This is a genomic window from Nitrospirota bacterium (assembly GCA_015233895.1).
Classification (GTDB): Bacteria; Nitrospirota; Thermodesulfovibrionia; order Thermodesulfovibrionales; family Magnetobacteriaceae; genus Magnetomonas.
This window is the reverse complement of the sequence record JADFXG010000005.1, coordinates 48,713-61,635: the sequence shown is the minus strand read 5'-3', so window position 1 is coordinate 61,635 and position 12,923 is coordinate 48,713. Positions and strand designations below refer to the sequence as shown.

The following is a 12,923-nucleotide window of genomic DNA, read 5'->3' as shown; positions in this document are numbered from 1 at the left end:
ATAAGCGGTTACACTGTAAGAGAAGAAGAAAATGAAAGTAACAGCGTTTTTAGGCAGTCCACGATTTGGGGGCAACACGGAGATTCTTCTGGATGAGGCATTACGTGCGATAAAGGACAGAGGACACACTGTGACACTGTTTCGCCCCTCGGAGATGAACATATCGCCGTGCATAAATTGCGGCGGATGTGATCAAACCGGACAGTGTGTCATATTAGATGACATGGCGGACGTTTACAAAGCCATATATGAATCGGAGAGGTTTATACTTGCCTCACCGATTTTCTTTTTTAGTTTGACGGCTCAGATTAAAGCCTTAATTGACAGAGCACAAGCGCTGTGGTGTGAAAAGTATCTGCTTAACCAACCAATAGTGAGCGGGCCTCCTGGCAGGAAAGGGCTTTTGATTATGGTCGGAGGCATGAAAAAAGAGATCGGTTTCAAAAGTGGTGAGGCCACAGCCAAAGCTTTTTTTAGAACGATAAGCGTACCAGTCCATGAAACAATTTATTTTGACGGCATTGATAAAAAGGGTGCAATAAAAGAGCATACAACGGCATTAAGCGAAGTCTATGAGGCTGCAGTGCGCCTGATTGCCGCAGATTAATAATAAAAACTTCAAAGGATGATGCTACTATGGAACAGAAGAGCAAAATAGTTCTCTTTGCACTAAGCACATGTCAGGCTTGCAAAAAAACTAAGACGTACTTAAACGATAAAGGGTTAGAATATATACTGGTTGAACTGGACACGGTTGATACTGACTCAAGAGAGAAACTGTTAAAAGAATTAAGAAAGTACAATCCAAGAGAAACCTTTCCAACAGTGGTAGTGGATGGAGGGGCCAAGGTAATGGTTGGATATGATGAACAGGTAATAAACGGCTTTTTCAACCAACTGTAGAATCAGGCGATATTTTGAATGTGATATCCTGCACAGGTTTTAGGCAATGACACGTGTGGTTATAACCGGTATTGGGGCGGTAACCCCCATTGGGAGCACATTTTGTGAGTCATGGGGGAATTTATTATCCGGAGTGAGTGGAATAAGTTTTTTCCGTGACGATTTTACAGGTACTGTAAATGCAGCGGGTAAACTACGGGGATTTTCGCCCTCTGCGTATTTAACTGAGAGGGAAATGCTGCGTCTTGATCCTTTTATTCATTATGCTTTGGCCTCGGCAGGGATGGCTATTAATGATGCCGGATTAAACGGCAACATAAGTGATGGATCTCTTGAAAATTGCGGAGTTGTAATAGGCTCAAGCCGTGGCGGGATAACGACTTTGGATCAGGCTTTGAGCAAACTTCACGCTGGCAGCGCAAAAAAATTATCCCCATACCTGATGGCAAAAACAACTGTGAGTATGGCAGCATCCTGCATTTCAGAAAGATTTAAAATGTCAGGACAGACTCTGGGTATCTCTAATGCCTGCTCATCCGGGGCAACGGCTATTGGCGAGGCATTTCGGCTGGTACGCCATGGTTATACAGATATTGCATTAGCAGGAGGCACAGAGGCGCCGCTTTGCAGGTTATGTTTTATGGGATATGCCTCATCCGGAGCGCTTTCAAAATCAGCTCTGCCAAACGCTTCAATGCCATTTGGTAAAACCCGGCACGGCTTTGTACTTTCTGAGGGAGCTACCGTTATGGTCATAGAATCATACGAAAGGGCTATAGCCCGAAGAGCGTATATGTATGCTGAAATCATCGGCTACGGAAATGTCTCTGACGCCTTTCATATTGTAAAGCCAAATCCTGATGGGGAGGCTAAGGCTATGGAACTGGCTATTAAGGATGCTAATATAACCACTGATGATATAGACTTTATAAATGTGCATGCAACCGGCACCCGTGAGGGTGATTATGCAGAGGCAATGGCAATTAACAAAGTATTCGGTAAAAGGCCAATACCCGTCACAGCAAATAAATCCATAACAGGGCATATGCTCGGAGCCTCAGGCGCATTTGAGGCAGCAGTTACCGCAATGGCTTTAAGTAAAGGAATTCTGCCGCCTACAATTAACGTTAACCAACAGGACGAAAACTGCCACGTTAATCTCACAAGGTCACAATTAAAAGGCTCATTTCGCTACGGTTTAACTAATAGCTTCGGCTTTGGCGGTGTTAATACAGTTTTAGTATTAGACGCGCTAAACTAATAAGAGGTATAATTATTTTCATACCATTTGTTGATTTTTGTCAGCTGTTTTATCTTTTCATATTTATCTAATGCTATTTCTATAGCCGAATAGAGTTCCTTATCTGTATATGGTTTAATAAGATAACCAAAGGGTTCAGTTTCTATAGCCTTCTCTATTATATCATTACCAGTGTATGCTGTCACAAAAATCACAGGTATGCCATAATTGCTGTAGATTTCCTTTGCCGCATCAATTCCACTGAGTTCACCTGACAACATTATATCCATTAAAACAACATCTATGGGTGTGGTTTTAACTATAGCGACAGCATCCTGACCGTTATTTGCCATACCCGCTACTGCATAACCTAACGACATAACAGTCATCTTTAAATCCGCAGCTATTATGTATTCATCCTCAACGATTAAGATACTCTTCCGCATGATGCCGCCCCCCAGCCTTAAATTGCCTTAGCACAGCCTAACTTATATGTCTTACTATTTAGCCTATTAGAACACAAACCATATCAAAAATGCAAACTTATTTTCTACTACTTTGTATTTAGTTCATTTGTCTTATTTTGCTAATCATAAAATCAAGCATTTCTTTGTTAATTCCCGGATATACTCCGACCCAAAAGGTGTTATCCATGACAATGTCAGTGTTTTTAAGCTCTCCATAAACCCTGTACTGAAAATCACCGTTTGTAAAAGCTGGCTGCTTTAACATGTTTCCGGCAAAGATTGTTCTGGTTTGTATCAAATTCTTCTCAAGAAATGACGTCAGCTCTTTCCGCTTAAGAACGGAGTTTTCTCTTATCGTAAGAGCAAAGCCAAAAGGTGAGGGCACAGAGTTTTCGGGATATGAGGGCAAAATGAAAGAATCCTCAAGGTCTTTTAGCCCCTCATACAAAGCAAGCCAGTTTTCCCTTCTGCTTTTAACAAAAGCCGGCAGCTTGTCAAGTTGAGCCAGTCCTATAGCTGCCTGCATTTCCGTTATCTTAAGGTTATAACCCAGATGTGAATATATATACTTATGGTCATATCCGTCAGGCAGGTCTCCCATATTCCACTGAAACCTTCTGCCGCAGGTGTTGTCACTGCCGGGTTCACACCAACAATCCCGTCCCCAGTCTCTCAGGGAAAGCATAATTCTGTACAAATTATCATCCGAGGTGTAAACCGCTCCGCCTTCACCCATTGTGATATGGTGCGCCGGATAGAAGCTGGATGTCCCGATGTGTCCAAACGTGCCGGTTTTCATAGTTCCGGATAAAGTTTTACCCGCTATGAGATTATACTGCCCTGTGAGAGTATATTGAGCGCCAATGGCGTCACAGTTATCCTCGATAAGCCATAGTCCATGTTTTTGAGCTATTGTGGCAATCTGCTCAACGTCAAATGGAATACCAAGTGTATGGGAGATAAAAATAGCCTTGGTTTTTTCTGAAATTGCATCTTCTATCAGCTCTGGGTCTATATTATAAGTCGAAAGTTTAATATCTACAAAGACTGGAACCAAATTGTTTTGAATTATCGGTGTTATTGTGGTAGGAAAGCCGGCTGCAACAGTTATGACCTCATCACCTTTATGAAGCCTGAATTTTCCGAGTTTGTATGAAGTAAGAGCCGTAATGGCAAGCAAATTGGCAGAGGAGCCGGAATTCGCCGTTAAAACACGCTTTGGTTTATTGTGCCCCATAGTTAAAAATTCAGACAGCTTATTACAAAACGCTTTGTCATAGCGGCTTGCAGTCAAATAAAATTCAAGTGCTGCATCAACCACATTTACCATCTCGTCTTTATTAAAAATTCTGCCGGCATAATTAATTTTCGTTTTGTTTTCTATGAATTCTTCAGTCCTCAGACTGCTATGTATGGCTTCATAGTAATTTCCAACCTCTTTAAATATGATTTCTTTCAGAACATTTTCGAGAAACTTTTTGCTGACAGTACAGATTTTTTTCACAATGTCTGACTCTTTTATCAGATACTTTCTCCTTATATCAATGGATGTGTCTGATGATAATGTATCAGGAGGCAGGGCGATTAAATTTTTACTCTCAGACGATGTAAATTTTATAGCGTAACACTCTGTGTCTCCGCTTTCATCTGTATCGGTTACGGCAATCACATACAGGATGTCGTAACACGGCTCAGTGGATTTTACCTCGTATATATTGCCAATGTGTTTTTGCTGTTTCATTTACCGGTTCCTCTTGTTACAACTCTATTGCGTATCTGAAATCATATACCTTTTTTTGGAGCAAAATCTCCTTTTTAGCCTCAAACTCTTTCCACCACGTAACTATTATAAAGCAATCACACTTGCTTAACAAATCTTCAATGTTATCGGCATATTCCACATTCTGATTAAACGTTTTCCTGAACTCCTCCATTGCCATAGGATCATACACGGTGATTTGTGTGTAGCCTTTCCGTATAAGGTGTTCGATAAGGGAGGCAGCAGGTGTATCCCTTACATCAGTGGTACCGGGCTTAAAGGATAGTCCCAAAATTCCAATCCTGCTTTTCGGATCTGTTTCCTTAGAAAGCCTGTCCACCAAAAAGTGTTTTATATTATCGTTAATTTGTAGCACGGTTTTTAAAAGCGATGCCTCATAGCCTTTGCTTTTTGCTGCGGCATACAGGGCAAGCGTATCTTTAGGCAGACAGTACCCTCCAAATCCACACCCCGGATACACATAACTTGTCATAGCGGCAGGAGTTCCAAACCATCTTCTGTCCTGGGACAGAATTTTAAAGGATTTGCTTATGTCTATATCTCCATAAGTGTGTGCAACCATAGACATTTCATTTGAAAAACTTATCATGGTTGCAAGAAGTGTGTTTGAAAGATATTTGATGAATTCTGCCGTGTTATATGAAACCTTATATATCGGAGCGCCAAAAGGTTCATACAATTCACTGAGTACAGAGAAAACCTCATCATCATCCGTGCCTATGACCACTCTGTCAGGACAGAGAAAATCCATCCACGATGTCCCCTCTCTCAGAAACTCCGGGTTATTTGAAAGCCCGATGTCTTTACCAACTTCAAATCCCAGGCTTTCAATATATGGTTTGATGACTTTATTTGTAGTGGATGGTGGTATTGTTGATTTTATAGCTATCACCTTATATTGCCCTTTTTTAATGTGTTTTAAAATGTCATTAATAGCATTTAATAACTGTGACAGGTCAGCCTGCCCTGTTTTGTCTGAGGGTGTTCCAACACAAAGGAATATTATTTTACTGTTATCAATAGCTTCACTCAAAGCCTCAGGGAGAAAAAACAGTTTGTCCTTATGTTCTTTCAGTGCCTCAGATAATCCCGGCTCAAAAAAAGGAATTTCACACTGCCTGAGAGCCTCTGTTTTTTTCTGATTGATATCAAAACCATAAACAGTGCGCCCCCTATGGCTAAAACCCAGCGATGTAGTTAGCCCTACAAACCCCAGCCCTATTACAGTTATACCAATCGGTATCATTATACTACGGTATGTTTTTTTCTGTTATTAAATATTCCAAAAATCGTCCCACACCCTCATCCACCTCTACTGTTGGAGTGTAGTGTAACAATTGTTTTGCTTTTTCTATCTGTGGACACCTTCTGGTTGGATTATGGGTTAAGTAATCGGTGTCCGGGTGTTTTTCATACTTTATGGCTCCTTTATATCCCGTTATGAGTTTTCCTTTTTCAACATATATTTCGGCAAGAGCACGCACAGATATTTCAGGTTTATCAATTCCTATGTTGAAATAGTCAAATTTCCCGTATAAAAGTGCTTTCAGATAACCGGTTACTGCATCAGAAACATAACAAAAAGTTCTGGTTGGAGAGCCATCCGAATACAACACAATATCGCTTCCATTCATTATGGCATTGGCAAAATCAGACGGGACACGTTTATCATCAAGCTTCATCCCCGGGCCATAATTATTAAAAGGACGCACTATAGTTATCGGCATACTGTATTGCTTAGCATAGAGATAACATAGAGTTTCACTGAATCTTTTTGACTCGTCATAGCACGCTCTTGGGCCAATACAGCTTACGTTTCCCCGATAATCCTCCTGAATAGGAACATGCTCTACTGACGGGTCACCGTATATTTCGCTACTGGAAAAATACAGAAAACCTTTTATAGGCTTGTCTTTGTAGTATTCAAGCAGTTGTCTTAATCCCCACACATTGGCATCAACTGTTTCAATCGGATATTTTCTGTAGAATGTCGGAGAGGCTACTGAGGCCATGTGGATTATGAAATCAGCATCTGCAATTTCCCCAAGCTCATTGAATTTATCTTTTGCTATATCGAATGTTACCTTCTTTAGTTTGCTGCCAATTTTGCCAACAGTTTTTTCAAACCAGAGAGGTTTGCCAAGCAGAAAATTGTCAATACATACGACCTGTTCTATTCCAAGAAGCTCGGTAAACTGAGAAAAAAATGTAAGAAAATAGTATCCAAGAAACCCTGCACAACCAGTTATTAAAACCTTAGAACCTCTTAGTTTTTCCTTACTGTCAAGGCTGGATAATATATTGGACATATCCTCGGAAACAACCCGGTTTAACATAGTTTAAGGCTCCTTATCCGGTAACTGGGCTTTCATTTTTTTCCGTATGGCAGTATAAGCGCGCCCAGAGGGAGTCGAACCCCCAACCTTCGGATCCGTAGTCCGACACTCTGTCCAGTTGAGCCATGGGCGCTTATGTTTGATTCTAACGGTCTTTTAGCATATTTGTCAACTTTTCAACAATAGTGCGTCTGGCCAAAAATCGGTTTATCGACTGGCTTCTGTCTTTCATGCACTTAACCTCTATGCCTGTGGGCAGGTGCTTTATGTAAACACACGTTGAGGACTTATTGACCTTTTGGCCGCCTTTTCCCGAGGACCTTATAAATTTTTCAAGTAGGTCATCTTCTTTTATATTAAGGGCAACCATCTGATCTTTTAACCATTGGTTTTTTTTGGGGCTTACCGCAAAATCCATCTCTGTTTAGAAACTCGGTATAACCGTACATCTTATTTTATTCAAACATTTCAAAGTGCTTTAATATACTATAGATTTATCAAGAAAATCATGGATTAATGAGTACAATTTGTAATATTATAATATATGATTAGTAACTAACGCAGTGGATGCAGGAGCAGACAGATGAACGCAACGGCAACAGAAGTGAGTGTGGTAACCGTAATGGTGACAGAGTTTGGCTTTGATGAGGATAGCTCAACAAAGTCATCCGCCAGTCATATTATAAAGAGGTTGAATGATGTGCTGCTTCAGAAAAACCGTGGTATAATGATAAAGGACTACAAAAACCGTACAGTGTATTCCTTTGAGGACTGCGGCAGTGCCCTCGGAACAGCCCACAAAATATTGGAGTTAATGGATAAGTATAATAATCTGAAAATAAACTCTAAGTCTGTAACAACCAGGATAGTGCTTCACTCAGGATTAGGCACTCTCTATGCCGATGTTGAATCCTCAGGGCTTTCAGTTGTGGCAATGGTTATTCTGTCATCCATAAAAGCCACCGGCATATATCTCACCGAGGAAACATATGGCATGATAGACGTTGAAGACAGGGAGCTTTGCCGGCTTGAAAGCAGCATGGACATAAAAGGACTGGGACAGGTAAAGGTATATAAAGTGTCGCCTGAAAAACAGGAGGTTGTTCAAGCGTTACCTGAAAAGCAAGAAACACCACAGCCGGTATCCGAAAAACAAGAAACAGCACCGCCTGTACCTGAAAAACAGGAAAACGCACAAGTGCTGCCCGAAAAGCAGGAAATTGCACAAGCGGTATCAGAAAAGCAAGAAATTATACAGAAAGTGCCTTCAACTCCTATTGATCAAACCTATTATGTGCAAGCGCCTGAACCGGAGGTTAAGAGCAGAAGCACTATTGACACACTGCAGGGCAAGTTTACTTCAAGCGGAGGATTTCCAATAATGAGTAAAACCGTGGATATTTTAATGAAGCTACCGGTTAATGTCTTGCAGGATGACACTCATATAGCAAATGTTACAAATTCGATACTTACCGATTATGGTTTGACCAGTAAAATTCTTGCTCTTGTAAACACATCTTACTATAGCCAGTATGGCGGTAAGGTAGGCACTATATCGAGGGCTCTGATGCTGCTTGGGTTTATTCAGGTAAGAAATGCGGCTCTTTCACTGATTCTGTTTGAGGGGATTGTGGATAAGTCAATGGCAAGCGAGCTTAAGCAGTTGATAGTCGGCTCACTTATGAAGGCCAACATAGCAAAGTCTCTGGCAGGGAAAATTATAACAGCCGACCCTGAGGAGGCCTTTATTTGTGCCATGTTACACGATCTTGGGAAAATCATGGTGGCATACTTTCTTCCTGAAGAACACGTTGCGATAACAGAAAAAATGAAAAGTGAGGATCTCAGTGAAAACTCAGCATCCACAGCCGTTTTGGGTACGTCGTACGAGGACCTCAGCGTAAGCATAGCAAAGGGATGGTCACTGCCGGAACACATCATCCACAGCATGAAACACGTTGATAAAGCAAATCTCTTTAAGCCTATAACAAGCATAGATAAGAGCCACATGCTGGTGTCCTATTCGACCGACTTAGGCTCTGTGATACTGGACCAGGCGCTGACAAACACACAAAAACGAAATTCCATAAGTGACTTGACTGCTCACTACAGCGTGTGCTTTAACATAACCGAACAGCAAATCAGAGGGCTATATGACAATCTTCTTAAGGAAATCAATGTCTTCCTTAAGGTATATGAATCAAAGGCAAAAAAAGAGCCTATCATAGAGAAAATCAACAGCTTTTTAAAGGCTGCCAAAGCGTCCGAGTTTGTGGTAGGTGAAAAGACCGAGCGGGTTGATTCTATAGAAATTGTGGAGACTGAAATTCTGGGGTTATCCAAAGCTGAGGCAAAGCTTAACGCTGACGGAGAGAGCCTCAACAAGGGGCTTTCAGACATAGTTGGAGCACTAACAGGAGAATACACCGTAAATGATGTGTTGAGGATAATACTTGAAATAATGTATCGCACGATGGGGTTTTCACGCGTTTTTATTTGCATAAGAAACCCTAAGACCAATACGATGGAGGCAAGGTTTGGGTTTGGTTCAGAGGTGGAAAAAGTAATACGGATTTTTAAGTTTTCGTTAAATAATTCAGAAGACGTATTTAACTCATCACTTACCAACAACACAGACATGCTGGTAGCGGATTCAACTCTCAAAGACGCACGCAGCCGCATTCCCGACTGGTACTTAAACACAATAAATGCTCATTCATTTACAGCGTTGCCGATTGTATTAAATGATAAACCAATAGGAATGATATACGGCGATGTTATCTACGGAGGAAATGCCTCACTTAAGGCAGATATGATCTGGAACCTTAAAATCATGAGAAAGCTTGCTCTATTAGCATTTAAACAAAAACTACAGGGCTAACTCCTCCTTATAAGTTACAGCAAAGAAAGGGAAAATAATTTCGATGATAGAAAAATTTATTCTTGATGCAGTTGAAAGTTTGGGCGTTAAAGTGGACTATGCAGAGGTGGAAATTCCAAAGCGGGCAGGGCAGGGGGATATTTCAACGCCGGTGGCGATGAGTTTATCGGGAAAGTTAAAGACTCAACCCAGAAAAATAGCGGAGGCTCTCACCTTAGCACTTAACAGCCGGCCTGAGATTAAAACAATGTTTGAAAAAATAGAAATCCTTGGGCCGGGGTTTATTAACTTTCACCTTAAGAGCAGCTTTCTGTATGAGCAGTTAAACATGCTTTATAACAACAGGGAAGAATTCTTACGGGTGGAGCTTGGGTTTGGAAAGAAAGTACAGATAGAATTTGTGAGCGCTAACCCAACCGGCCCATTGCACCTTGGGCATGGCCGAGGTGCAGCCTTAGGAGCAGCCCTTGCTAATCTTCTAACGGCAGCAGGCTTTACGGTTGAGAAAGAGTTTTACATAAATGACGCCGGACGGCAGGTCTCGCTTCTTGGTAAATCGGTTTTTTCGGCTTACCACCATCTGTTTAACTCTGACAAATATCCCATGCCGGAGGATGGTTACAGAGGCGATTATGTTGAGGTGATAGCAAAAGACATAGACGAAACTTATGGAGATTCTCTCCTAAACCGTGACTTTAATGACGTTTCAACGATATTTACAGACTACTCTTATAAGAAAATGCTCAAGTGGATAGAGGACGATTTAAGTGCGTTCAGCGTAACTTTTGACAGATGGCAAAGTGAGCGGGAACTTTTTGACAGCGGCACAGTCAGAGGCTCCATTGATTTACTGAGACAACAGGGATATATCTACGATGAGGACGGAGCCGTGTGGTTTAGGGCAACAGCGTTTGGAGATGAAAAGGACAGGGTAATAATAAAAAGCGACGGCAGTTACACATACTTTGCCTCTGATATTTCATATCACATACGGAAATTTCAGCGGGGATTTGACGAATGTATTAATATATGGGGGGCAGACCACCATGGCTACATACCGCGCGTAAAGGCTGCAATTAAAGCGGCAGGGGTTGATGACTCAAGGCTGACAGTGCTACTGGTGCAGATGGTATCACTTCTAAGAGGCGGGGTGCCGGTTCAGATGTCTAAGCGTGCCGGTGAGTTTATCACGTTGAGCGATTTAATGGATGAGATAGGCGCAGACACTGCCAGATTTATATTTCTTACAAGAAGACCGGACAGCCAACTGGAGTTTGACCTCGATGCGGCAAAGGCGCAATCGGCGGAAAATCCTGTCTTTTATGTTCAGTATGCCTACGCAAGAATAAACAGCATATTCAGCAAAGCTCATGAAAGGGGCATTCAAACGTCCTTTCAGGGTATTGAGATGAATCTTTCACTTTTGGATAAACTGGAGGAGCTTCAAATCATAAAAAAGCTTATCCTATATCCATTGATATTTGAAAACGCAGCCCGTGCCCGTGAGCCACACAGAATTACCTTTTATCTTCAGGAGCTATCCGGAATGTTTCACCCTTACTACAATAAGTACAGAATACTGAGCGTAGAGGGGACAGAGGAGACCGCTGAGACGCTCATGCTGACACAAGCGCGGCTAATCCTGTGTGAATCAATTAAGACCATAATTGAGGCCGGACTTAATATTCTCGGTATTACCGCCCCTGAAAGAATGTAATACTAATTCTAATTCAATCGTCTAACTTTGTTGGCTTCGTCACAAGCTCCTCAACGTACTAAAAGTACGCCTGCGTCGCTTTCTCCTTGCCGCCTTGTTATACCGAGTTGAGACCGTTGCATAATTCGATATTTTGAATTTTCACAATAAAAAAACTCTTATAGCGATATGCATAATTACGTTAATTATTTTTAAAGGCTGAGATTGCCACGTCGCTATCGCTCCTCGCAATGACGAATAAAAAACACAGTAAAAACTATTATTTATCGTCATTGCGAGCCCCCGCAGGGGGCGTGGCAATCTCATCCTTTTAAATAATCAATATGAATATCTTTTTGAATTTTGGTATATTTACAATTGTGTTTTTTGTAAAGTTTTGGCTGAAAAATGATTTTTGCAACGGTCTCGAGTTGCGTTCAAAGATATAAATAAAATACTGGATTCCTGCCTTCGCAGGAATGACTGATAAAGGGATTGCGCCTCTTTGTCATCCCGCACTTGATGCGGGATCCAGTCTTTTTCATCACAATTAGTTTACCTTTTGGGAAGCTACTTGGTATTATACTTCTGAATTAAAATTAGAATAATATCAAATCTCTCGTTTGACACAAAGACAGCCAAAAATGGATAATTAAGTATGAAGGCCGGTTTTAACTCCTTTGGTTCTTATATGAAGTCACTCTATGGTGAATCCGTGTATAAGGTAAATGTAGATGCCGGCTTTACGTGTCCAAACAGGGACGGCACTGTTGGGTACGGAGGGTGTATCTATTGTAATAACGACAGCTTCAGGCCGGGGCCCTGTGAACCCGCACTCGGTGTTGATAAACAGATTGAAAACGGCATCGGCTATCTATCTAAACGCTACAAGGCTAAAAAGTTTATTGCATACTTTCAGCCCTACACTAATACCTACGCACCAGTTGATGAGCTAAGGCGGTTGTACTACCAGGCACTGTCTAATCCAAGCATAATCGGTTTAGCCATAGGCACGCGTCCTGACTCGGTTGACGAGGAAAAGTTGCAGTTATTGAAAGATATTTCCAGAGATTATTTTGTATTAATTGAGTACGGCCTACAGTCTATCTACGACAAAAGCCTGAACTTTATAAACAGAGGGCATAATTATGACTGTTTCTTAAATACCATAGAGCTGTCTGCTAAAATGGGGCTTAAGAATTTAGGAGCTCATCTTATCGTAGGGTTTCCCACCGAGTCGCGCTCGGAGATGATGGACATGGCAGGGGTTATATCGGCAATGCCTGTAAATTTTCTTAAAATCCATCAGCTTCAGGTTATAAAATCCACAGCTTTAGCTCTAGCTTACGAAAAGAATCCGTTTTACGTTTTTTCGTATGAGGAATATCTCGAATTCATCCGGGAGTTTATACAAAAACTATCGCCGCATCTTGTCCTTCAAAGGCTTTTTGCCACCGCCCCTGATGACATCCTGATTGCCCCTCTGTGGAATAAGACCAGACAGCAAATCATCCGCGATATAGAGCTTATGTTTACAGGAAGGGACATTTATCAGGGTAAACACTTTGTGCCTGAAGATATAGTAAAAACCCATCTGTGAAAATCTGCGCAATCTGCGGA

11 protein-coding genes and 1 tRNA gene are annotated in these 12,923 nt (G+C 41.5%); 6 read left to right on the top strand and 6 right to left on the bottom strand.

From position 1 onward, the window contains the following. Nucleotides 1-31: 31 nt before the first annotated feature. From HQK88_05730 to HQK88_05720, 3 genes are read left to right on the top strand one after another with little or no spacing between them, the layout of a single operon-like run. Nucleotides 32-607 carry a flavodoxin family protein gene (locus tag HQK88_05730; protein MBF0616301.1) on the top strand — a complete coding sequence of 192 codons (576 nt, stop codon included), beginning with the start codon at nt 32-34 and terminating at the stop codon, nt 605-607. Nucleotides 608-636: 29 nt separating this feature from the next. Then, nucleotides 637-903, top strand: a complete 267-nt coding sequence (locus HQK88_05725) for a glutaredoxin family protein (protein ID MBF0616300.1) — start codon at nt 637-639, stop codon at nt 901-903. A 46-nt stretch (nt 904-949) separates the two neighbouring features. Further along, nucleotides 950-2,164 carry a beta-ketoacyl-[acyl-carrier-protein] synthase family protein gene (locus HQK88_05720; GenBank protein ID MBF0616299.1) on the top strand — a complete coding sequence of 405 codons (1,215 nt, stop codon included), beginning with the start codon at nt 950-952 and terminating at the stop codon, nt 2,162-2,164. Here the strand turns inward: HQK88_05720 and HQK88_05715 are convergent. The 6 genes from HQK88_05715 to HQK88_05690 all read right to left on the bottom strand — a co-directional run bounded on the left by HQK88_05715 (nt 2,161) and on the right by HQK88_05690 (nt 7,144). Continuing rightward, nucleotides 2,161-2,589, bottom strand: a complete 429-nt coding sequence (locus HQK88_05715; protein MBF0616298.1) for a response regulator — start codon at nt 2,587-2,589, stop codon at nt 2,161-2,163. The genes HQK88_05720 and HQK88_05715 overlap by 4 nt on opposite strands. Nucleotides 2,590-2,707: 118 nt before the next feature. Next, nucleotides 2,708-4,351 (bottom strand): lipopolysaccharide biosynthesis protein RfbH, encoded by a 1,644-nt coding sequence (rfbH, locus tag HQK88_05710; GenBank protein ID MBF0616297.1) that lies wholly within the window; start codon nt 4,349-4,351, stop codon nt 2,708-2,710. Nucleotides 4,352-4,367: 16 nt separating this feature from the next. Next, nucleotides 4,368-5,636, bottom strand: a complete 1,269-nt coding sequence (locus tag HQK88_05705; protein MBF0616296.1) for a UDP-glucose/GDP-mannose dehydrogenase family protein — start codon at nt 5,634-5,636, stop codon at nt 4,368-4,370. Nucleotides 5,637-5,640: 4 nt separating this feature from the next. Next, nucleotides 5,641-6,726 (bottom strand): NAD-dependent epimerase/dehydratase family protein, encoded by a 1,086-nt coding sequence (locus HQK88_05700; protein MBF0616295.1) that lies wholly within the window; start codon nt 6,724-6,726, stop codon nt 5,641-5,643. A gap of 59 nt (nt 6,727-6,785) precedes the next feature. After that, a tRNA-Arg gene (locus HQK88_05695) sits at nt 6,786-6,859 on the bottom strand. Nucleotides 6,860-6,871: 12 nt separating this feature from the next. Next, the gene (locus tag HQK88_05690; protein ID MBF0616294.1) at nt 6,872-7,144 is read right to left on the bottom strand and encodes a peptide chain release factor-like protein; all 273 of its coding nucleotides are present in this window, start codon (nt 7,142-7,144) and stop codon (nt 6,872-6,874) included. A 165-nt stretch (nt 7,145-7,309) separates the two neighbouring features. Between HQK88_05690 and HQK88_05685 the strand changes: the two genes are divergently transcribed. From HQK88_05685 to HQK88_05675, 3 genes are all read left to right on the top strand, one after another. Further along, on the top strand, nt 7,310-9,607 hold the full coding sequence (locus tag HQK88_05685; GenBank protein MBF0616293.1) for an HDOD domain-containing protein: 2,298 nt from the start codon (nt 7,310-7,312) through the stop codon (nt 9,605-9,607). A gap of 34 nt (nt 9,608-9,641) precedes the next feature. Continuing rightward, entirely contained in the window at nt 9,642-11,324 is a 1,683-nt protein-coding gene (locus HQK88_05680) for an arginine--tRNA ligase (protein ID MBF0616292.1), read from the top strand. A 637-nt stretch (nt 11,325-11,961) separates the two neighbouring features. Then, on the top strand, nt 11,962-12,903 hold the full coding sequence (locus tag HQK88_05675; GenBank protein ID MBF0616291.1) for a TIGR01212 family radical SAM protein: 942 nt from the start codon (nt 11,962-11,964) through the stop codon (nt 12,901-12,903). Nucleotides 12,904-12,923 lie beyond the last annotated feature (20 nt).

Coding starts and splice junctions, on each gene's coding strand:
- HQK88_05730 (MBF0616301.1), top strand. CDS start 32: ATGAAAGTAACAGCGTTTTTAGGCAGTCCACGATTTGGGGGCAACACG.
- HQK88_05725 (MBF0616300.1), top strand. CDS start 637: ATGGAACAGAAGAGCAAAATAGTTCTCTTTGCACTAAGCACATGTCAG.
- HQK88_05720 (MBF0616299.1), top strand. CDS start 950: ATGACACGTGTGGTTATAACCGGTATTGGGGCGGTAACCCCCATTGGG.
- HQK88_05715 (MBF0616298.1), bottom strand. CDS start 2,589: ATGCGGAAGAGTATCTTAATCGTTGAGGATGAATACATAATAGCTGCG.
- rfbH (MBF0616297.1), bottom strand. CDS start 4,351: ATGAAACAGCAAAAACACATTGGCAATATATACGAGGTAAAATCCACT.
- HQK88_05705 (MBF0616296.1), bottom strand. CDS start 5,636: ATGATACCGATTGGTATAACTGTAATAGGGCTGGGGTTTGTAGGGCTA.
- HQK88_05700 (MBF0616295.1), bottom strand. CDS start 6,726: ATGTTAAACCGGGTTGTTTCCGAGGATATGTCCAATATATTATCCAGC.
- HQK88_05690 (MBF0616294.1), bottom strand. CDS start 7,144: ATGGATTTTGCGGTAAGCCCCAAAAAAAACCAATGGTTAAAAGATCAG.
- HQK88_05685 (MBF0616293.1), top strand. CDS start 7,310: ATGAACGCAACGGCAACAGAAGTGAGTGTGGTAACCGTAATGGTGACA.
- HQK88_05675 (MBF0616291.1), top strand. CDS start 11,962: ATGAAGGCCGGTTTTAACTCCTTTGGTTCTTATATGAAGTCACTCTAT.